The following is a 22,302-nucleotide window of genomic DNA, read 5'->3' as shown; positions in this document are numbered from 1 at the left end:
TTTTCCTAACTTCTTCGTTAAATTTACTTGCAATAGCTCCCTATTGACGCGAAATTTGCCTTGCTTATCATATGAAAAGAAGAAAAACTATCAAGCTATCGGTTCAGAAAAGTAATTTTTGCTGATATTTCAATTTGTTAAATATCTCTTAAACCGAGTTCAGGTTAATAAGCTGAGCTAGAAAGTAAAACGAAAAAAGTGTTTGAAGCTGTAGGGAAGTAAAAATAGCAGAAAATAAAGGGGGTATAAAAATAAACCAAGACCTAAATATTTAGGTCTTGGTAATCAGTTAGCGAAAGTTAAATTAACCTTCGTTTACTAAGTTGTGTAACTCTTCAAGGCTTGAAGCAATTTTAACGCCTGGTACGTTAGTACCTACAGTTGCTTCGAAAGAACCTTCAACATCGCCACGGAAAGACGTGAAAGAGATGCGGTAAACACCACGTACTAACGCTTTAGTTGGGTTGCTGATGTCGCTTACTTGACGAAGTAAAGAGTTGTAGCTTTGACCACCTGGGTTAGCTGGTAACTCGCTGCTGTCATCATTGTAAGTTAAAGTTTGTAATGACTTGCCGCCATCTTTGATTTTAGCATTATCAATAATATCTAAACGATCTAATACAATGTATGTATCGAAGAATTTATTTGGGTTGCTTTCGTGAAGTTCAGTAAATAACTCATTTACGAAATCACTGTCAGAAGGAGTGCCTTCTGCTGGAGAAACCATTGATACGCCAATTTCGTCAACTGCTGCTGGTACCCATGCGTATAGGTAGTATGCGTCTTTACCCTTGTACTTACCTTGTGGTGCAGTACCTTGGTCAACGTAACCGTAGTAGTTAGTGTAGTTAGCGTAAGGTAAACGTGCTTCAACACCCGCTACGCTTTCAGAGTTTGAGCTCTTTAATGCAGGGCCTGTAGACATACAAGCTGTTAAAGATGCTGCTACAGCTAAACCAAATGCTGCTTTTTTTACTATTGAAAAATCCATGTTGACTCCTGTCTAAGTAGTTTTTTTTAATTGATATAAAAATCGCCGCCATTCTATAGTGTAATGACAGTTTAGGGAATAAGTTTTTGGTTATATGGCATAAATTTATGGACGAGTGTTCAAATAACTTAAGGTAGATTTTTATAGTTGGTGGTTTTATCTAGTGAGCTTACTTTTTTGTAATTGGGCGATGATATACTAACGAAACCTGAACTCGAGCTCAGGTTAATGAAGTCTTTATTTTACTTATTTGTTGATAGCGAGAGACTATTGCGCCTTTTTAAATTCACATTATTAATGTTGCTGCTTTTAGCGGTTACGCTTGTTGGTGCTTTTTTGGCTCGTGCAATATTGGTTCAACAAACGGTTAATCATTATTTGGCGCAATATCACAGTAACGTAAGTTGCTTAGCATTTAATTTTACTCGAGAGTTTAATGTTGTTATTGAAAAACTCTGTATAGAGTCACCTTATGCAGACCTTACTATTGAACACGCGACACTTGACTGGAACCTCGCTAGTGCACAGTTATTCAACCGAGTAATAAAACTTAATAACCTTGAAGATGTTGCTATTGAAAGCCTGTCTATAACCGGGCGTAAGGCATTTACACTTAACGGTGAGCACGGTGTATCTTCCTCTTATATGCTTAATAGTATTCCTCAGCAAATGCAGGAATATTTAAATATTATTAGCGCTTACTCTTTAGATAGCACAGTTCAGGTTAAAGAATTTACTTATCAACCATTTATTTTAGAGGGAGTTGACGAGTCTAAGAGTAAAAGTCCTATCTATCACGGTACAATGCTAGCCGATAATCAACAATTAATATTATCACTGCTATCAGAAAACAAAGCGCCTATTTTAGCTGTCAATTTAGTACCGATAACGTCAGGGTTTGAGGGGCAAGTTAATGCCAATATTGCTAGTGTTATTGAGTTATTACAAATTCATAATATGGTGTTACCTCGCGCGGTTATAGCGAAAGAGTCGGTGTTAGTTGGTAGTATTGCTACACAATGGCATTGGCAAAAAAATCGCTTAACCGTTAATGCAAAGAGCAATGACTTTTTATATCAACCGCTGAGTACGCTAACAAAACCAAATTCTCTCTCTAAGTTGCTGACCATTAAAGGTAATTTGTATTGGCAAATGAACTTGGTTGATGAGGTGTTAACGCTTAACTTTGAACCAGAACTTGAATCTGCGAATAAAATGACTCATCAAACGTTGCCACAACCATCTGAATTGGTTGTTAAACATCAAGGGCTGAATGAATACTTGTCTTCTGCGCAGTTACCAGAATGGCTTGACGACATATTGCTTGGTGATTTACTCACCCATAATGATTTATCTGAACTGAGTATTACGCCACAAGGTAGTATGCGCATAGACTTTTCGCAACAAAAAATCATTACTGAGGCGTTAACCCTAAGAACAAAAACTGCGACACCATTTACACTTGAGCTAACCGATGCCGAGCTCTTTTATCAACAAGAAGAAAGTGAGCCATTTAATCTTTCTCTTAGCAATTCTGCGCAACTGGCGTTTTCATTAACAACACAATTATCATTGGCGATGACGCAAAGCTTTAGTCATGAGAAAGTAAGCATTCACGCTTATGGTCAACTTAAGCAAAATGATAACGAATGGCAGTTATTACTTGCCCCGGAATCTAAGGTACAACTTGCTAATTTAAGCTTTTCATCAGTAACACCAACAGAAAAGGATAAAGAAGCTCAGGCAAATAACAGCGCTAATACAACAAAAATTAGCCAATTAATTAGCCACTGGCAAGGGCGTGTTACCTTAAATGATAACAAGCAAGTGATACTCGCCTTGCAAAATCATAATCAAGTAAAGCAGTTACGAGTGGCTCAAATTTTACAGTTTAACGAAGCAAATGCTGAACTTAATATTCAGGGAAGTTTAGAAAATATAAATATTAGTGGTGCTATTCACGCAGATAAGGTGCCGCTTGGACAATTACAAGTTAGCGGTAATATTGAAACGCCATTTATTGAGCTGAATGCTGAAAATATTATGCTTACTGATTTGTTAGCGTTAAAAGTGAAATTACCAGTAGCCTTAAATTTAATTGATGGACGCTTGAGTTATCAGCTAAATACACAATTAACCTCGTTGCAAAGCAGTTCAATGGTTTATGCACCAATCACGGTTGATTTATCGGTACAAGATATGACTGGTGAGCTTGACGGACTTTGGTTACAGGAGCTTAATTGGCAACAGCGATTTCTTGTTGAACATCAAAAAATCACCACTCAGCCACATAGTGCGTATAGCCACAAAGCTAATTTATCTATTGCTAAAATTGAGGCGGCAACGCCGATTACAAACCTTGTCGCTAACGTTAATATTGATTTTCAGGAAGACCAATTAAGTGGCAGCATCGTTAATGCTAACGGTAATATTGTTGGTGGTAAATTTTCGATAAAAAAAGCATTGTGGCCATTACAAATGCAACATTCAGTTGATATTCAGCTAGAGTCGATAGACTTAGAAACACTACTTGAGCTAGATAAAAAACAAGGCATAGTGGTAACGGGCAAAGTTTCAGGAAATTTACCTTTATATACCGACGGCAACAAGTTTTTTATTGAAGCAGGTGAGCTCTACAATGTTGATGATGGGGTTATTCAAGTTTTTAATAACCCAGCGGTGGAAGAGCTAAAGGCCAGTAGTCTCGAGCTTAAATTGGCATTTGGTGCGTTAGAAAATCTACATTATCATTATTTGTATTCGGCGGTATCTATGGGCGATGATGGTTATATGTTGTTAGATACTGTGATTAAAGGTCGAAACCCTGACTTAGAAAATGATGTGAATTTAAATTTAAACCTTAGCTATGATTTGCTTGGGCTGCTAGAGTCACTCACTATTGCCGATAGTCTTGAAAATAACATGATTAACGGTTTGCAAAAAAATTAAGGAATATTTATGGGAAAAATACTGACCATAGTACTAGCGACTTTATTATTTAGTGGCTGTACACACCAAGTTGAAGTAAGTGCAAAAGAGCCAATTACCATCAATCTTAATTTAAAAATTGACCATGAAATACGGGTTAAAGTGGATAAAGAGCTTGATGATATTTTCAGTGATAGCAGCGATATTTTTTAAGGATTTCTTATGAGCAAACTAATTAACATGACAACCAGAACCGAAAATAAAGTTACTCGTACTGCATTTAAAAAGCTAGTTAGCAAACTTGCGTTAGCGGTGGGAGTATTAGGCATAACCTTTTCTGCTTGGGCTATTTCACTTGATCAAGCTAAGCAGCAAGGTTTAGTGGGTGAAATGTCTAATGGTTACTTAGGGGTGGTTGTCAGTAATGATGATGTAGAAGCACTGGTGGCTAATGTAAATAAAAAACGCAAAGGCATTTATATTAAATTAGCGCGAAAAAATAATATTACCGTGCAACAAGTGACAGCTCTCGCTGGAGAAAAGGCGATAACGAAAACCCAACCGGGTCATTATATTCAAATGCCAAACGGCGATTGGGTAAAAAAATAGCGTAAGCAAAAAAACGTCAGGGCGCTAATTGTTATATTTAGCTGCACTGACGTTTAGTTTTATCACCGTTTATTTATTAACCTGAACTCGGTTTGTTAGCTGTGTTTATGTTCGCTAGCACAGCAGCTCTTTTTAGGTGTGGTGACTCTGTTGGCCAGTTTAGTGCTAATAGTTTTGAAAACTAAGCGTAATAGTAAAGCCGCTAATAGCACTGCCATTGAAAACTCAAGCCAATAAGGCAGTATCGCATGGTGATGTTCGCCAAGTAGAGGCGCAACCGTAAAACCATACTCGCTCACTAAAAAGTCAGTTAAGTAACCAAAGGCTAAAGCAACACCAATTACGGCAACTAAATAAGCGAACATGGCGCGTTTACCCAGCTCTGTTGCAACGACACCGATAGTGGCTATGTTAGTTGCAGGGCCTGCCAACATAAACACTAATACTGCGCCAGGAGAAACCCCAGATAACAGCAACCCCGCAGCAATTGGCGTAGATGCCGTAGCACAAACATACATTGGAATACTAATTAGAATAACCACGAGCATTGCTAATATGCCTTGTCCCCACTGGGTAAAGAAATCTGCAGGTACATAAGTTTGCACCAATGCTGCAAAGAATAACCCTAACATCAACCATTTTGCCGTGTCGGCTAATAATTTAGTACAGCTAAACGATAAAGCTTGTTGAAGTTTTTCTTTATGATTTAAAGTACTTTTTTGTGCTGTATTTTCACTAGCACAACTCGACTGTTCGCTAGTTTCAGCTTTTTTGCTCGCGCAACAAGTACTTGGTTTTTCTGAGTTATCATTACTCGTATTCGAAATAACTGTTGATGGCTTGGGAGTATCAGATGACTTTTCAGAGCCGACCAATAAACCCGCGACAATGGCACTGCTAATCGCCGCAATAGGGCGAATTATTGCCATAAAAGGCCCTAACAACACATAAGATACCGAAATAGAATCTACACCTGTTTCTGGTGTTGATACTAAAAAGGCGGTTGTTGCACTTTTAGAAGCGCCAGCGCGGCGCAAGCCTATGGCTGCAGGAATAACACCGCAAGAGCAAAGTGGCAACGGAGCGCCAATAAAAGCGGCTTTAATAGTGGTTAACAAACCCTCTTTACCTAAGTGCTTTACTAAAAAACGTTCGGGTAAATAAACATTAATAACACCCGCTATAAATAAGCCTAATAAAAGCCAGGGCGCAGACAGTACAAATAACTGCCAAAAATTATCGAGTAACAACATTTTTATCGTTCTCCAATGATGAAAGAATACTACAATGCTCAGCTTTTTCTGAGCCCCCACAACAGCTATTTACTAGACGTTGCAACCCTTTTTGTATGCTAGTGAGTTCAGCTATTTTGCTTTCAACCTGCTGAAGTTTTTCTGAAGTATAAGATTTTACATCACCACAACTATATTGGCTGCTATCTACTCTAATCGACAGTAGTTGTGCTATCTCAGCTAAAGTAAAGCCAACTTGTTTTGCTTGTAAAATAAAGTGCATTTCTTGTAGGTTATGTTCATCATATAAACGATACCCTGAAACACTCCTACCAGCCGGCTGTAGTAAATTGTGCTGTTCGTAATAACGCAGCGTATCAGCAGATATACCAAGTTGCTTCGCTATGTCGCCAATTTTATACATTGCTTAAATCCTAAGTTATTTGGTTAAACCCATTTGGTAGTCATACTATAAAGTATGGAGCTAACTCTAAGGTCAAGCAATAATTTTAATAAATTACGTCTCTTAAATGGTGCTTGGTTTCAAACAGACATAAAAAAGGAGCGTTACTAGCGCTCCTGTTGGTATGCTTTAAAGGTGTTTTTATTAATGATGATGCTTACGCATGCCAGCCATTACTTTTTTTACTGGGACAATAAGTTCTTGAACGTCGCCATTGGCATACGTTAAGGTCACTTCAATGCTTTCGCCATCATTAAAAGGCTTATTTATGTTTAGTAACATAATATGTAAGCTGCCTGGTTTTAGCATTACCGTTTGCTCCGCAGGAATTTCTATTTGCGCTACTTGGCGCATTTTCATAACATCACCTTCATGAATAACATCATGTAATTCAACCTTTGCGGCTGCGCTACTACTTGCAGAAACTAAGGTACGAATTTGTTTACTGTTATTGGTTATCGTTGCAAAAAGAGCGCTGTTTACTGCGTTAGGTGGTGTTGCTCGCGCGTAAAAATTGGTTATTTCAATACTTGAGTTGCTTGGTGCAGTAATCTCGCTGGCACTTAATGATAATGTGCTTAGTGTCATAAATGCGGCTGTGAGTAGTGCTGAAACGAAAGACGGCTTGAGTGGCATTTTATTGTGTTCCTGTAACTATAAATAGGTGTGATTAATAATAAGGTTTTATAAATCGTTAATTGCTTGTACGAGTGGCTCAGGAGAAAAAGTATGAGGAACTTTTTTTATGAGCGTACCGTCGGCATTAACAAAATAAAAGTAAGAATTATGGTCAAGAGTGTAAGTTAGCGTTGAGTCAGCTAATGCGGTTTTTTTAAAAATAACCCCGTAATGGTTAGCTAGCTCGGTGACAACAGGTAACGGCGCAGATAAGCCTTCAATCATAGGGTGAAAATACTGAGCATATTGATAAGAAGCGTCGGCGGCATCTCGCTCAGGATCCAATGAAATAAATGTTGGACGTAATTGTTGCAGTTTTTCTGCCGAAATATTATTCAGTGCGGCAGCGAGCATTGCTAATGATGTTGGGCAAACATCAGGGCAGCGAGTAAAGCCAAAATAAAGAATGCGTACACGAGTGTCTTGTGAGGTAAACAAAGTAACGGGCTGATTATTTTCACCAAAAAGTGTTATATCACGGCTGTTAAACCCACTCACAGGCGACGTTGTTTCGCTGGCTGTTAACGACGTTGAATTTAAATAGCTTTTTAGGGTGAAACCCAGCACAAAAATAATGCATAGCGTAAGCCATAATAGGCGCGTCATAATATTATCTCTTCATTTTCAAAGCAGGATAAACGGTGGCTTTACCGTCAGTTAACTGACCCAGCCAAGTCATTTCATCTAAGGTGCATACGGGCAGTGTAATGTTACCTTGAAACTTATTGTCGCTAACGCGTTTGAGTAAGTACTTTACCGTGCCAAGCTCTCCCTCTAAACCTTGCATAGTAAGTTGTAAGGTTTCAGCCTCACTATGTTGCCATTGAACAGTAATCTGGCTGGTTACTAATGGTTTAATCACGTCTTTATTTAACGTCATTTTTACTGAGTTTTGCGTACATGGTTGGCTTGAAAGCATGCAGTATTGTTCAATACTCAGTTTTTCACTAGGTTGGTTGAGGTATTGCTGAGTGTAGTTAATTGCATCAGGGGCTAAAAAGCCAGCAATTAACACTGTAATAATTAATATAATTTTGCTCGCTAAGTTCATGAGGTATTTTATCTGTAATGCAGCATTCGATTATTCTACGTTATTTTACCTCATCTAAAAAATAATAAACTGTGACAAATTGCCACGGTTTATTATTTTTTTACTCAGCGTATTGCTTTACCTTCCCTTTAGATCGGCATACTTAAGCAATGCTTTTTTTCACCAGCAACATGGCAGTTTCGTGCTGGGCATGAACAAATGAGCTGATTTTTACGTCTTTAAGTGCCGTTTTTTCTTCAATAGTATTCACCTTAACGACTAATTTAGCGCCGGCGTGATAATCTAAAATGGCTTCGCAGATCATTTTTTTATTATTGATGGTACTTACCGTTAAGATAATGGCTTTTGATTGTTCAACTTTTAACGACTCAAGTACCGGCCTTTTTTCTATATGGCCAAAATAAGCGGTATAACCACGTTTCCTTGCTAACAATACATGCTGCAAATTGTCTGAAATAATGAAAAAAGTAATGTTATTTCGAGTTAGCTCTTTGGCAACTATGCGCCCTAAAATACTAAAGCCACAAACAATTGTGTGATTGCTGGCTTGTACGGGAGTAATTTTGTCTGACTCAAAATACTCAACCACAAATACACTGGCGATTTTATAAATATTATTAATCATAAAAGGAGTAACGATCATTGATAATACCGTAATCAAAATGAGCATATTAGTTAACTCAGCGCTGATCACTTCTTGACTGCTAGCTAGCGCAAAAATAGCAAAAGAAAACTCACCTATTTGGCAAAGGGCAATTGACGACTTTATAGCGTCACTTTTATTGGATTTTCGCTTAATAATAAAATAAATAATAACGGCTTTAATCGCCATAACAATAGATAAAACTAAAACAACAATGTGAAGGTTACTCAGTAAATAATCTACATTGATTTTGGTGCCAATAGAAAAGAAAAAAGCTCCCAGTAATAAGTCTTTGTATGACGCGATATCCGACTCTACTTTTATATGAAATTTGGTTTCTGCGATAATCATACCCGCGATAAAAGCACCAAGGGAGTATGTAAACCCTAACTCATGGGCGATGAGTGAGGCACCAATAACAATAGTAAATACCGAGCCTAAAAAGACTTCTTCCATTTTTACATTGGCTGAGAAATGTAATAACCAACCAATTATTTTTTTACCTAAAGTGAACATAAACAGAATAATACCAGCACCGTAGATAATGGTTTTTAATAATACTTCACTTAAGGGGGCACCATCATTTGAAAGAAAGTTCATCAGTAATAAAATAGGAATGATAGCTAAGTCTTGAAACACTAAAACCGCGACAGACTTTTCCCCATAAGGGGTTATGATGTCTTTCGATTTTTTTAAATAAGGTAAAACAATCGCGGTTGAAGATAAGCTAAAGGCTAAGGCGACTACTAATGACGGAATAGCCGCAATTGAGAAAAGATAAAATGACACTGAAAATATAACAATTGAGCAGCTTGCAACTTGCATAAAGCCATTAAGAAAGATCAAATCTTTCATTTTATGTAAGCGAGCAAAAGACATTTCTAAGCCAATAGTAAACATAAGAAAGACAATGCCAAATTCACCAATAAGATCTAAAGACTGGTTATTAATCTCGCCGTTGAAATCAAAAATATTACTAATGATAGTGCCAGTAATGATGTAACCGATAATGTGTGAAATAGAGAATTTAGTTAGGATAATATTTAACACGCTAGCGAGCGTGAGCGATACAACCAAAATAACCAAAATGGAATCCATAGTCGCTCCTTAGGTGATGAAAGGGTAAAGGCAGGGGAATAAGTATTTATTATCCTGCCTTTACCCTAGAGCAAAAATCACACCATGAAGTTTTTAGTTTTATGGTTATTTAAAATGATACTTTTCAATGGCTTGTAATTAATATTAAGAGTTTAAGTTTTATGTTTGTTTGTTTTAGTAATATTGTGGAGCAAGAAGCACCACGGTAGTGCAGGGCTTAACCTGTCGTCATGTTTTGCTATAAAGCTTTGGGACAGTGATCAAGCAAGTGAGTCTGTGAAGGGGCGTTTTAATTTCAGGCTTGCTGTGATTGAGCCAGCAGTTACTATATGGGCTGCTATTGATAATAACAGCCTAAAGTAACTTTAATGACAAGCGATGTTATTTCTCACTTTGCACAGAGGTAGTCAACTCACCAATATTAAGTACCGGCGCGGCATCTATTTCTGAAGCATCCATCATGTGGGCAATGCGTTCAACACTCGAAAGTAATTGCGACTGCTCCCATTCCTTTAGTGCACTAAACTTTTCAATAAAACTATCTTCAATAGGCTGTGGTGCACTGATTAATGCGCTCATCCCTTCTGGTGTTAAAAAAAGAGCAACTCGTCTACGGTCACTCTCGCTACGTACTCGCTTGATAAATAGCTTACCTTCTAGTCGGTCAAGTATGCTGGTAACTGTTGCTTGGCTTAAATTGATATTGGCTGATACATCTTTAGCTGTTATGCCTTTTACTCTAGCCAACTCTTGTAATATCAGTAGTTGAGGGCCAGTAATGCCTGCTTCTTTACTTAATTTTTTTGAACGTAAATCGATTGCACGAATAATTTTACGCAGTGAAGTGAATAACTCTTCGTATTTTTCCATCATATATAACCTTTAACGCTATTCTTATATGGGAAGTTTATCTGGTAAGCGTGCTAAACACTATCAATTTTAGTGAAAGCTGATTAAACCTTACTTCCATGAGTGTTTTTTAAACAAAACTTGATCTTTAAAAAAAATATGTTTAGTATACGTATCATTCGTATACTAAGTTAAATTGTGAAAAGGAAAAACCCTTGAATATTATACGCGATGCCTTTAAACACGGCAGCATCTCAGAAACACTTTGTTTTTGCGCTGTCATAGGTATCTATTACGTTCCGGCCTATATTTTTAAGCAGTTTTTTCTTTTGAATTCTTACTTAGTAAGCAAGCTAGGGTTATTGAAAATAACCAAAAACAAGTCCAACACTAATCATTAGTGTACTGTCTATTTCATTATGCACGATAAAAAAGTGACTACCTAGGTCACCTTGAATTAACACAACAATTATCTTTGTTCGCTATGTTAATTACGCATAAAAATTTAAAACAAAAAATTAAGCTATTGCGGTAATCGCCAATGCTCGTAGACGTTTGATCGTATTTAGCTGTGTTAACGACACCTGATATTTTGTATTAACTCTTGGTTGTACTAATGTGCAATTTTGGCGGTATAGATAAATTTAGGGTTGGCTTATTTTGCTGAGTTAAGTTGAGCTAAAGGGTCCAGTAAACGGAATGTTAGTGACCAATTCATAGATTATTTAAGGGGGAAGAGTGGATTTTAAGAATTTCGAAAAAGTCGTCATTAAAGTGGGAAGTGCACTCATTGCGCCGAATAAAGCCGGTTGTAGTGATCAATACTTGCGTAGCATCGCACATTTTATTTCTCAGTGCAGAGCATCAGGAAAGCAAGTGGTTTTAGTGTCTTCAGGTTCTGTTGCTGCAGGTTCTCATCTCTTTAATGATAAGAGCCAGCAAGGTAAAAGCATTACCATTAAAAAAGCGATGGCTGCCGCTGGTCAATCTGAAATGATGGCTACTTGGGATAGACTGTTTGATTTTCCTACCGCGCAAGTGTTGTTAACTCATGCCGATTTACGTAACCGAGATCGTTATGTAAGTATTCGAAATACCATTGAGGCACTATTAAGTAACGGTATTTTACCCATCGTTAATGAGAATGACACCGTAACAACTGATAAATTGAAAGTAGGCGACAACGATAACCTTTCTGCGATGGTAGCTACTGCAGCTAAAGCTGATGCTCTCATTATTTGTTCTGATATAGATGGTTTGTATGATGAAAACCCACATATAAATAAGCAGGCAAAGTTACTGTCTGATGTTTATCAAATTAATGACACTATTTATGCCATGGCTGGCGGTGCCACGAGTGATGTTGGTACTGGCGGCATGAAAACCAAAATTCAAGCAGCAGAAAAAGCAGTATCGCATGGTATTGATACCTACATCGTGAACGGTTTTAAAGAAGAGAGTTTTAATACTCTTATTGCTGGTGATAACCCAGGTACACATTTTTATCCTTATAAAAAACCTATGTTAGATGGTGTGCACTGGATGAGACACACTACTCGTGTTCAAGGTGAGCTTATTGTTAGTGATCAGTACCAATTAGAAGATACAGAATTGACTGAATTATTAGCAGAAGACCTGCTTAGCGTGAAAGGTGACTTTTCTTCAGGTGATACTGTGCTCTTGAGAAAAGATAATGGCGACAAACTTGCCAAAGTAAAAACAAACTACAGTAGCTGTTTACTCAACTTTGTTGCTGACAGCGATAACGAAGATTTTTCCGAACAATTAGATAAAACGCATGAGCCAATACTTTCCAAGCAATATGTTGCGTTAATGGAGTCAAAATGAACGAGATTACCCTAATTGCCCGTCAAGCTGCTAAAGCAGCGAAATTGATGGCAATCCAATCAAGCGAGACTAAAGCAAACTTACTTAACGATATGGCACAGGCGTTACGTGAACACAGCGCTGATATATTTAAAGCCAATGCTACCGACATTGCGTTTGCTAAAGATAACGGTTTAAGTGATGCGATGATTGATCGCCTACTACTTACTGATGAGCGTATCGAAGATATGGCGCTTGGTTTAGAAACGGTTGCACAAATACCTGATGTTGTTGGCACGGTACGTGACCAAAACATTAGACCCAATGGCTTAAAAATCAGTAAAATGCGTATCCCGTTAGGGGTAATTTGTATGATTTTTGAAGCACGTCCGAATGTGACTGCCGATGCAGCAGGTTTATGTATTAAATCAGGTAATGCTGTTATTTTACGCGGTGGTAAAGAAGCTCTACATAGCAGTTTAGCTATTGCTGAGGTGTTACAAGGGATTTTAGCGCAGTATCAATTACCAAAAGAAATTATTACCGTGATTGATAACCCAGATCGTAACTTAATGACCGAGTTATTAAAGCAAAAAGACACTATTGATCTCGTTATTCCTCGAGGTGGCGAAGGGTTAATTAATTTTGTGACCGAAAATAGCCAAATCCCAGTTATTCAACACTATAAAGGGGTTTGTCATCTTTATGTTGATAAAGCCGCTAACATGAATACCGCACTCGAGTTACTGCTAAATGGTAAAACTCAGCGAACGGGAGTATGTAATGCGTTAGAAGGCTTGTTGGTACACCAAGATGTTGCGCCAACGTTTCTTCCTATGGTTGCGGCTAAATTTAAAGAACATGGTGTTGATGTTAATGGTTGTGCTAATAGCATCAACTACTTTGAACAAGGTAAAGAGCTTAACGCCGATGAATTTGGTCAGGAATATTTACGACTTGAAATTGCCATTAAAGTGGTTGACGATTTTGGTCAGGCAATAGAACATATTGATCAATTTGGTAGTAACCATACAGAGGTTATTTGTACTGAAGACCCACAACAAGCGAAATCATTCCAACAGTTAGTTGATGCTTCCGTTGTTATGGTGAATGCTTCTTCTCGATTTTCTGATGGCTCACAGCTAGGTTTAGGCGCAGAAATTGGTATTGCTACTTCCAAACTACATGCATATGGACCAATGGGTATTGAGTCATTAACGACAGAAAAATATCTTGTTAATGGTGATGGCCAAGTACGACCTTAACCAGTCGCTTTAATTACATCTTCTAAGCTCAGTGAAGCGTTCCTTAAAAGAACACATTCGCTGAGCTTAATTTATTTCACCTGTTTGCTCACCAACCGCGTTGGATTCAAATCCACCTTGCTAGTACTGAAAATTTCTAGCTAGATAGTGATATCTGAATTTTTTAATATTAGCACGCTATTCAATTATTTAATCCGAGTTCAAGTTAAATAAGTTTGAGTTAACCATCTCGGGTAAATGAATACTTAAAATGAAAACAGATTGAATGTGTTAATTGAATATACTGGAATCATGCGTGATTTCGGTCGAGATAGATAATTTATAATATGAAGATGCATTAAAGCAGGAAAATATGGGGTGGCTAAAGGGACTTGAACCATCGGGCACAGAAAATAGCGGAATCATGCGTGATTTCGGTCGAGATAGATAATTTATAATATGAAGATGCATTAAGCAGGAAAAGATGGGGTGGCTAAAGGGACTTGAACCATCGGGCACAGGAAATAGCGGAATCATGCGTGATTTCGGTCGAGATAGATAATTTATAATATGAAGATGCATTAAAGCAGGAAAAGATGGGGTGGCTAAAGGGACTTGAACCATCGGGCACAGGAAATAGCGGAATCATGCGTGATTTCGGTCGAGATAGATAATTTATAATATGAAGATGCATTAAGCAGGAAAAAGATGGGGTGGCTAAAGGGACTTGAACCCTCGACAACCGGAATCACAATCCGGGGCTCTACCAACTGAGCTATAGCCACCACTGAGGTGTACTGATACATATTTGATAAATATGCGTGCTGCTCTTTAACAGCGCGGCGATTGTATTGCATTTTTGCTGTGTATATCAAGAGATATTTTAGCTTTTTCTCATTTTTTTACCAATTTCTTCACTATTTTCTGTCATTCGTTTGTTGGTGCTTAACTAAACGGCAATTTTTATCTATTTATTAGTCAGCCTTAACGCTGTTGTCTTTATTGGTATTGCCGTTGGCGTTAAGGCTGAGTGTTAACTATTTAACTATTTAGCTATTTAGCTATTTGAGTTACTCGTTCTTTATTTGAAAACAAGGCAATCAATCGTTCAACAATCAGATAATTTACGGGCACTAAAATTAAAGTAATAAAGGTCGCAAATAAAATTCCAAAGCCGAGCGATACAGCCATCGGAATTAAAAATTGTGCTTGAGTTGATTGTTCAAATAATAACGGCATTAAACCAATAAAGGTGGTTAAACTGGTTAGCATTACAGGGCGAAAGCGTGCAGCGCCAGCAGTGAGCACCGCTTCCATTAAATCCCTTCCTTCGCTACGCTTTTTATTAATAAAGTCGACTAACACTAGCGAATCGTTTACCACAACCCCGATGAGTGCCAACATGCCTAGTAAGCTCATAATGGTAAGTGTCATGCCCATAATCCAGTGACCAACCACCGCGCCGATCATGCCAAAAGGAATAATACTCATCACAATAATTGGCTGAAGATAAGATTTAAATGGTATGGCTAATAACGCATAAATAATGAAAAACACAAAAAGTAATGCCCAAGCAAGTGAGCCAAATGATTCACGTTGTTCTTTCGCTTCACCTTCAAGGGAGTGACTCACTCCAGGGTATTGCACCATGATTTCATCTAAATAGGCCTTTAAATCAGCTTGTAAAATAGTCATGTTAGTATTGTTTTTTTCAACATCTGCGGTAACGTTAACGGTACGGAAACGATCAACGCGTGAAATGGTTGAGGGACTTTTACCTGCAATTAATATGGCCACATGAGATAGTGGTACTGAGCCGCCATTAGGCGTATTAATTAATATGCTCTCAATGTCGGCAATGGTACGACGTTCATCAATAGGAAAGCGTACCATCACACGTACATCGTCACGACCGCGTTGTATACGTTGTACCTGCGAGCCAAAAAAAGCTTGTCGAACTTGTCCAGAAACACCCACGCGAGTTAACCCTAATGCTTGCCCTTGTTCGGTAAGCTCTATCTGTAATTCCTCCTTACCATTAGATAGGCTGTCGGCAATATCAAATACCGTTGGGTAAGTAGCTAAACGAGCTTTCACTCGTTCGGCGACTTCTTTTAGCGTAACTAACGAGGTAGCATTTAGCTGTACTTGAATTGGGCTAGATGAACGACCTATTTCAGCTCTAAAGGTCATGCTTTCAGCGCCAGGAATAGGGCCAATTAAAGTGCGCCACTCCCGCACTAATTGCGCTGAATTAATTGAGAGTTCTCGTGATTCAGGCGGTGTTATTTCAAAGCGAACACTACCAGCGTTAGAAGCGCCGCCACGACTACCTGTTGTGGCTAAAATATTTAAAATAACGCTTTTGTTGGTTGATGGCTCAATGTACTTCTCTTTAAGTAGCTGCGCTTGCTCGGCCATTTTTATCACGTATTTATTTGTGACTTCAAACGGGGTGCCAGCGGGCAAGGTAATTGATGCTCTAATGGTTTCGCTTGGAATGCGCGGGAAGAAAATAAATTTGGTCCAGCCGCTCATAATTAACGCTAAAATTACTAAAAACACCCCAATAAAACCCAATAATGTCGAAGTTTTATTACGTAGCGCTATATTTAGCAGTGGTTGATAGTAGCGAATTATCGCGTTCTCAAAACCATCAGCAAAGCGTTGTTGTAATTGACTAAAGCGATATTTTTTATCACCTTCTTTACGAATTTTTAGAGTTTTTAAATGTGAAGGTAAAACAAACTTAGACTCTATTAAGGAAAAAATAAGTACAGGGATAACAATAATAGGAATTTGCGCAAATAATGCGCCGCGTGCGCCTTCAATAAAAGCAAGCGGTAAAAATGCGGCTACTGTGGTTAAAATACCAAAGGTAACGGGGGTTGCGACTTCTTGAGTGCCTTTTATTGCCGCTTCTTCGCCTGATTCTGATGTTTTCAGGTGAGTATAAATATTTTCGCCGGTAACAATGGCATCATCGACGACAATACCAAGTACCAAAATAAAGGCGAATAAACTCATAATATTTAAGGTCACACCAAATACGGGCATCATTATAAAGGCGCCCATAAATGAAATAGGAATACCTATAAATACCCAAAATGCGATTGAAGGTCGTAAAAATAAAGACAGTAATGCCAGTACTAAAATTCCGCCTTGTAATGCGCTACTGGTGAGGGTGGCAATACGGTTTTTTACCACTTGTGAGTCGTCATCCCAAAAGCTTAAATAAAAGCCTTGCGGCAAGCTACTTTGTTTAGCGTCAATATAATTTTTTACGGCGTCTGCGACCTCAATAGCACTTTGCTGACCAATGCGATATACATCAATAAAAGCAGCAGTTTTGCCATTAAAGCGAGTGCGTACTGGCGTTTCTTCAAAGTCATCTTTAACTTGTGCAATATCACCTAAACGAATAATTGAGCCGTCGGTATGGGTTTTTATAACAATTTTATCAAATTCGTCTTTATGATATGCCTGACCCTTAGATCGCAATAAAATGTCGCCGCCTTGGGTTTTCAAGTTACCTGCAGATATATCAGTGCTTGAATTTGAAATTGCTTGTGATATTTGCGCAATCGTTAAATTGTATTGGCGCATGACATCTTGCGATACTTCAATAGTCATTTCGTAATTACGTACGCCACTAAGCTCTACTTGAGTAATGCTTGGTATTTTAAGTAAATCGTCACGTACCATTTCAGCATATTCACGCGTTTCTTTTTCGCTGTATAGGCTGGAAATTGTCACAGCAATAACTTCACGTTTACGTTCAGCTAACGCAACAATAGGTTTTTCAGCGTCAGCAGGGAAGGTGTTAATGGCGTCAACGCGACTTTTAATATCCGCTAACATTTCACGAGGATCGTAGCCAGTATCTACTTCAATACTAACCGATGATGAACCTTCAGAAGAGCGACTTGAGATTTCTTTTACGCCTTCTAAGTCTTGTATTGCTTCTTCAATACGAATAGAAACGCTTTGTTCGACATCTTCAGGAGTTGCACCACGTAGTGAAACACTAACGCTGATACGATCAGTTTCAAACGAAGGGAATACTTCTAACGGTATACGGGTTGATAAGCTAAATAAACCCGCGAGTAAAATGGTTACTAATAGTAAATTAGCAGCAACGTGATTTCGAGCAAACCAAGCGATCATGACTGTTTCACCTTAGCTTTACGAGCGTTATCATTATTTGCTGATGAACGGTCTTTTTTGGGGTTTCCGTCTTTATTTCTATTTTTTCGTTCACCTGTTTTAGGGTTTTTATTTGCTTGATCTTTTGAGGCGGCACCTTCAATAGCAACGGGCGTACCGGAACTTACCTGTCCTAACGGTGTTAATACTAAAGCATCGCCAGCGACTAGGCCTGCGGCAATAATAGACTCGGTACCATTTTGCCAGCGTATAGAAACTTCTTTACGCATAAGTAAGCCATTTTCAACGGTATAAACGTAGCTGCCTTGATAAATTGCGCTGCTCGGTATCACTAATGAGTCAGCTAATACTCTGCCAGTAATTTCTGCAGTAACGTATTGGCCTATTTTAATTTGTGCACCTTGGTTTTTTGCCGCGTTATTGGTTTCACTGTCGTAAGGACTAATTATTTGTGCAACGACATAAAGCTGTTGAGACAGCTCATCAATAGCACTTTCAGTACGCACTACTTTACCTTGCCATGTTTGCTTACCTAATAATGTTGAGGTAATCACAACATTGCTGACGACGGTTTCGTTATTTTGGTTTTGGTGGCTATCGCGATATTCTTCAGGCAACTTCATTAACGGTAAGTCTTTATTTTTTATCGGTAGACGAATTTCAACATAGTCGACCGCGTAAATATCGGCTAATTGGGTATTGCTTGAAATGACTTGTCCAATATCAACATGCTTTTTCAAAATACGACCAGCATAAGGCGCAACGATTTTAGTACGCTCTAATGACAGTTTAGCTTTGTTAAGTTGTGCCTCGGCAGATAGTACTTGTGCTTTTGCCGCTTCAAATTGTGGTTGGCGTAATACTAAAGCACTGGCATCTTTACCATTACCTAGTCGCTCCCAGTCAGCTTGCGCCTGGCGTACACGTGCGCCTTCTTCTTGTAAGTTTTGCTGTGCTGCCATAAAGCTTGCTTGAGCAATGTTAACTTCAGCTCGGTGATCTCTGTCATCTAATTGCATCAACACATCGCCTTTCTCAAAAAAACCACCGTCTCTAAACTCAGAGCTTACTTGGTTTATTTGTCCAGATACTTGTGCAAACAGTACGCTTTGAGTACGAGGCTGCACAGTACCAAAACTTTGCACCATCACTTGATAAGGCTGTGGTGTAAGCGTTTGTATTGCAACGGTCATTTGTGGTGCTTTTGAGGGTTTTCCGCGATTGCTCTCAGGAGGGTTGTCAAAAATAACCCAAACTAAAACTAGGGCGATGGCGCTAATAATTGCGGGGAGTAATACTCTTTGCAATATTGTTTTTTTAGAGGATGTCGTTTTAAGGGCGCTATTGTTTGGGTGATTAGACATGCTACTTAGCCTCAGTTACTAGTGATGGGGTGGTGAAGTCACCGCCTAGAGAAAAATGTAAATTAATGCGGTTAGTGATCAGTTGCTTTTTTATTTGGATTAGCGTGCTTTGTGCGTCAAAAGCACGCTTTTGCGCATCAAGCACTGTGGTATAAGTCACTAAACCACTTTGGTATTGTTCAAACGATAATGTTGACGCTATTTTTGCGTTTTCTTGGGCTTCTAGCATAGTGTTGTAACTTTGCTTTAGCCCTTGCTCTGTAGAAATAGCGTTTTCGACATCACTAAAGGCACTGTATAGGGTGTCTAAATATTGCTGTTCTTTTTGTTTAAGCTCAAGACGAGATTTTTCTTCATTCGCGGCTAAGCGTCCTGCATTGAAAATAGGTGAAGAAATACTGCCAAGTAGCGACCAAGCAAGCGAAGAGCTTGAAAGCAAGTTGCCAATATCACTGGCTGAATCACCAATAGAGCTAGTTAGAACTAAACTGGGAAAGCGCTGTTTATGGGCATAAGCTAAGCCTGCATCTTGTGCTAGTAATTGATACCAGCTTGCTTTTAAAGAGGGTTTTCTACTGATTAATTCAGACGGCAATCCCATAGGTATTTCATCGGTTAATAAGGGAAGGTTAGCCTCAACTAATAAATCACCTTGAGGGTATTCACCGGTTAAACGTTCTAATTGGCGAATAACTTTAATTTTTGCAACTTGCTGGTCTGCTACTCGAGTGAGTTCGTTATTAAGCTCATTACGTGCCAAATAAACATCAAGTGCTTCACTTAAACCAGCTTGATAACCGGCTTCAATAATGGCTAAATTTTGACGAGAGTTAGCTACGCGATTTTGATAAAGTTTAAGTAACTTATCAGCCTCAATAACATCAAACCACGTTGTTACAACATCAACAACAAGCTGTTGTTTGTACTCTTCAAATGTTGATTTTTGTGAAAGGTAATTATAATTACTTTGGCGATCGGCAGCGGATAGCTTGCCCCAAATATCAACTTCATAACTTAAATTTAAATTGAGAGTATTACTATTATCGTAACTAACGGGTTGATTGTTTTTGTTACGGCCACTTTTAAAAGCTAAATCTAGGCTTGGCCATAACTCACTACCAACCATAATCAGTTGTTGTTCAGCAATTTGTAGCGAGTAAGCTTGCATCGAAAACTGTTGGTTATGCACTAATGCTTTATTAACTAATTGATGTATTTGTGGGTTTTTTAATTGTGCTAGCCAGTTGTCTTGGGCACTTAATGCTGCTTTTTCCTCAAACGTTTGCTCTGTCAGCGCTTGACCATTTTGCCATTGCGCTGGCAGTGGTACTTCTTTAATGCTTGGGTCTATTTCAGAAGTGCTACTACAAGCCAACAAAAATAAACTGCTGCACAATGGCAGTAAAAATTTATACGTCATTAAACATAACCTACTCTTTGATGGGCCGAACGTTATTCTTATATTTATAGCAGCTCAGTTTACAGGCTGTTGATTTAATACGGTACAGACTTTACAAAAGTTTACAGTAGCGTTAAAAAAGGAGATTTTTGCAGTTAATAAAATATCAAAACATAAAGCGTAGCAAGCATTGCAGGCTGATTATAGGCAAGGTATTTTAAAATTAAGGTATTAATTAATACCTTAATTTATGGGGGGGGCTTAAAGAGCTTGAGCTGTTTTATTTATCGTAGTTTAGCTGTTACTTAATTTAGCCTGGTTGACGATCCTATAACGTTTTTTATTACGGTAAAGTTGATCTAATTTCGCCGGTATTGCTAATAAAGCGACAAAAAACAAGCAGCTTAATAAATCCCAATACCACTTTTCAGTGGTAAATTCATAGGTAGCTGGTAGTAAGTAATAAATAACGATGGTATGAAAAGAGAATACGGGTAAAGCATGCTGACCGAGGAACACCGGGTATTTTAGTGTGAAGAAACGTGGAGCATAACGCATCCATAGCATCATGCCATAAATAACGATTAGTAAATTGACTAAACGTACCGTAGATAGTATTTGCGGCTCAGCTAACAAGGCTTTCATCCACTCTTGCGGCCAATGTTTTAAATAAAATAATACAACTAAAGCTATTAATAGTACTGTTTTTGTCGACACAGAAAAATTGAAGTTGTGCTGTTTATCAAGTTTCAGGTGACTTAATAAAACGCCTAAATAAAAGTAAAGCTGCCAAGCTAGCGGATCAAAATAGCTGACATTTATTGTTATGTCGGGAAATAAATACTGATGTAGTGGAGTTAGTGCATTAATGGAAATAAAAGGCGCTGCTAGCCATAACAACAGCGATATAGTTATCACTAACGCCGCTTTACCTTTTTTGATAGCAAAAATAGCAAAAGGTAAAAACAACATAGGAACCATATACAAAATAAGAATATCGTGATAACCAGGGTGCTGTAGCAAAAAGATGCTAGATATAGCACTTTGCTCGGTGCTTATAAACCAATTAGCGGCATTAAAAAAGTCGGTCCAAATCGTTTTATAAAACGGAAAAAACCAGACTAAGCTAAAAGTAATTAAAATAGCACTGATATGAAAACCATAAATAGTGAGACAGCGTCGCCATATTTTAAATTTAAGCTTAATAGGGTGTTCAGCGAGGCGGCTATAGACTATGTAAGCGACAAAACCTGATAAAAAAACAAACCCTTCAGCAGCCGAGACAAAACCAAAAGGCTCACGTGTAACCTGCGTAATAAAACTACCATATAAGTGATTACAAGCAATGACAATGAGTAGCCAACCTCTTAGCCCATCGTAAGTTAAGTTTCGATCCATAGCCCTTTCTACTTATTGATTTAGATTATGTTTTTATAGGTAGCCGATTAACATACCACTTTCATAGTTTAAAAACATTAATTAACCTGAACTCGGTTTAAGAGATGTTTAACAAATTGAAATATAATCAAAAATTACTTTTCTGAATAGCTGCTAGAGAAACATTTGTTAAGCCGAGCTCAGGTTAATTAAGCATGATTTTTAATAGATAATATACAGCTGCATTGATAGGGCTGGTTTTGGCGAGTACGTTTGCTTTGAAGTGCTTTATCTAGGCGTAATAATAGAGGAGGGGGTTAACGACTGGCGAGGATAGGTAGAAATATACCAGGTGCCATGGTGAGTAGCGCCTGGTATCAAA

17 protein-coding genes and 1 tRNA gene are annotated in these 22,302 nt (G+C 38.2%); 5 read left to right on the top strand and 13 right to left on the bottom strand.

Features of this window, described 5'->3' with window-relative positions:
• Positions 1-304: 304 nt before the first annotated feature.
• Positions 305-991 carry a LipL32 family surface lipoprotein gene (locus tag KO495_RS08400; RefSeq protein WP_215979955.1) on the bottom strand — a complete coding sequence of 229 codons (687 nt, stop codon included), beginning with the start codon at positions 989-991 and terminating at the stop codon, positions 305-307.
• Positions 992-1,219: 228 nt separating this feature from the next.
• On the opposite strand from KO495_RS08400, the gene KO495_RS08395 reads away from it, so the two are divergent.
• Genes KO495_RS08395 through KO495_RS08385 form a run of 3 tightly spaced genes read left to right on the top strand, consistent with a single transcriptional unit; the run spans position 1,220 to position 4,528 of the window.
• Positions 1,220-3,940, top strand: a complete 2,721-nt coding sequence (locus KO495_RS08395; protein ID WP_215979954.1) for a YdbH domain-containing protein — start codon at positions 1,220-1,222, stop codon at positions 3,938-3,940.
• A gap of 9 nt (positions 3,941-3,949) precedes the next feature.
• A complete protein-coding gene (locus KO495_RS08390; protein ID WP_215979953.1) occupies positions 3,950-4,132 on the top strand; it encodes a YnbE family lipoprotein in 183 nt (60 codons plus the stop codon).
• 9 nt (positions 4,133-4,141) lie between these two features.
• On the top strand, positions 4,142-4,528 hold the full coding sequence (locus tag KO495_RS08385) for a YdbL family protein (protein WP_252738878.1): 387 nt from the start codon (positions 4,142-4,144) through the stop codon (positions 4,526-4,528).
• A 95-nt stretch (positions 4,529-4,623) separates the two neighbouring features.
• Here KO495_RS08385 and KO495_RS08380 read toward each other — a convergent pair whose 3' ends face one another.
• The 7 genes from KO495_RS08380 to KO495_RS08350 all read right to left on the bottom strand — a co-directional run bounded on the left by KO495_RS08380 (position 4,624) and on the right by KO495_RS08350 (position 10,563).
• Entirely contained in the window at positions 4,624-5,781 is a 1,158-nt protein-coding gene (locus KO495_RS08380; RefSeq protein WP_215979952.1) for an SO_0444 family Cu/Zn efflux transporter, read from the bottom strand.
• Positions 5,765-6,184, bottom strand: a complete 420-nt coding sequence (zntR, locus tag KO495_RS08375; protein ID WP_215979951.1) for a Zn(2+)-responsive transcriptional regulator — start codon at positions 6,182-6,184, stop codon at positions 5,765-5,767. The genes KO495_RS08380 and zntR overlap by 17 nt, the downstream gene beginning before the upstream one ends.
• 183 nt (positions 6,185-6,367) lie before the next feature.
• Positions 6,368-6,811 (bottom strand): copper chaperone PCu(A)C, encoded by a 444-nt coding sequence (locus KO495_RS08370; protein ID WP_215979950.1) that lies wholly within the window; start codon positions 6,809-6,811, stop codon positions 6,368-6,370.
• Positions 6,812-6,907: 96 nt separating this feature from the next.
• Positions 6,908-7,507, bottom strand: coding sequence for an SCO family protein (locus tag KO495_RS08365; protein WP_215979949.1), 600 nt, complete (start codon positions 7,505-7,507; stop codon positions 6,908-6,910).
• Between the two features lie 4 nt (positions 7,508-7,511).
• A complete protein-coding gene (locus KO495_RS08360) occupies positions 7,512-7,952 on the bottom strand; it encodes a hypothetical protein (RefSeq protein WP_215979948.1) in 441 nt (146 codons plus the stop codon).
• A gap of 142 nt (positions 7,953-8,094) precedes the next feature.
• Positions 8,095-9,693, bottom strand: coding sequence for a cation:proton antiporter (locus KO495_RS08355; protein WP_215979947.1), 1,599 nt, complete (start codon positions 9,691-9,693; stop codon positions 8,095-8,097).
• A 381-nt stretch (positions 9,694-10,074) separates the two neighbouring features.
• On the bottom strand, positions 10,075-10,563 hold the full coding sequence (locus KO495_RS08350) for a MarR family transcriptional regulator (RefSeq protein ID WP_215979963.1): 489 nt from the start codon (positions 10,561-10,563) through the stop codon (positions 10,075-10,077).
• Between the two features lie 717 nt (positions 10,564-11,280).
• Between KO495_RS08350 and proB the strand changes: the two genes are divergently transcribed.
• Complete coding sequence (proB, locus tag KO495_RS08345; RefSeq protein WP_215979946.1) at positions 11,281-12,390, top strand: glutamate 5-kinase; 1,110 nt, start codon at positions 11,281-11,283, stop codon at positions 12,388-12,390.
• On the top strand, positions 12,387-13,634 hold the full coding sequence (locus KO495_RS08340; protein WP_215979945.1) for a glutamate-5-semialdehyde dehydrogenase: 1,248 nt from the start codon (positions 12,387-12,389) through the stop codon (positions 13,632-13,634). Before proB ends, KO495_RS08340 begins: the two co-directional genes overlap by 4 nt.
• Before the next feature lie 688 nt (positions 13,635-14,322).
• On the opposite strand, the gene KO495_RS08335 is transcribed toward KO495_RS08340, so the two are convergent.
• The 5 genes from KO495_RS08335 to opgC all read right to left on the bottom strand — a co-directional run bounded on the left by KO495_RS08335 (position 14,323) and on the right by opgC (position 21,941).
• A tRNA-His gene (locus tag KO495_RS08335) sits at positions 14,323-14,398 on the bottom strand.
• Positions 14,399-14,666: 268 nt separating this feature from the next.
• Positions 14,667-17,780 (bottom strand): efflux RND transporter permease subunit, encoded by a 3,114-nt coding sequence (locus tag KO495_RS08330; protein ID WP_215979944.1) that lies wholly within the window; start codon positions 17,778-17,780, stop codon positions 14,667-14,669.
• Entirely contained in the window at positions 17,777-19,144 is a 1,368-nt protein-coding gene (locus KO495_RS08325) for an efflux RND transporter periplasmic adaptor subunit (RefSeq protein ID WP_215979943.1), read from the bottom strand. Before KO495_RS08325 ends, KO495_RS08330 begins: the two co-directional genes overlap by 4 nt.
• Position 19,145: 1 nt before the next feature.
• Positions 19,146-20,564 (bottom strand): TolC family protein, encoded by a 1,419-nt coding sequence (locus KO495_RS08320; protein ID WP_215979942.1) that lies wholly within the window; start codon positions 20,562-20,564, stop codon positions 19,146-19,148.
• 273 nt (positions 20,565-20,837) lie between these two features.
• Complete coding sequence (gene opgC / locus KO495_RS08315) at positions 20,838-21,941, bottom strand: OpgC domain-containing protein (protein ID WP_215979941.1); 1,104 nt, start codon at positions 21,939-21,941, stop codon at positions 20,838-20,840.
• Positions 21,942-22,302: the final 361 nt, after the last annotated feature.

The sequence above is a fragment of the Colwellia sp. D2M02 genome (assembly GCF_018860755.1).
Classification (GTDB): domain Bacteria; phylum Pseudomonadota; class Gammaproteobacteria; order Enterobacterales; family Alteromonadaceae; genus Colwellia; species Colwellia asteriadis.
The sequence above is the reverse complement of the archived record's forward strand: the minus strand, read 5'-3'. Positions and strand labels throughout refer to the sequence as shown.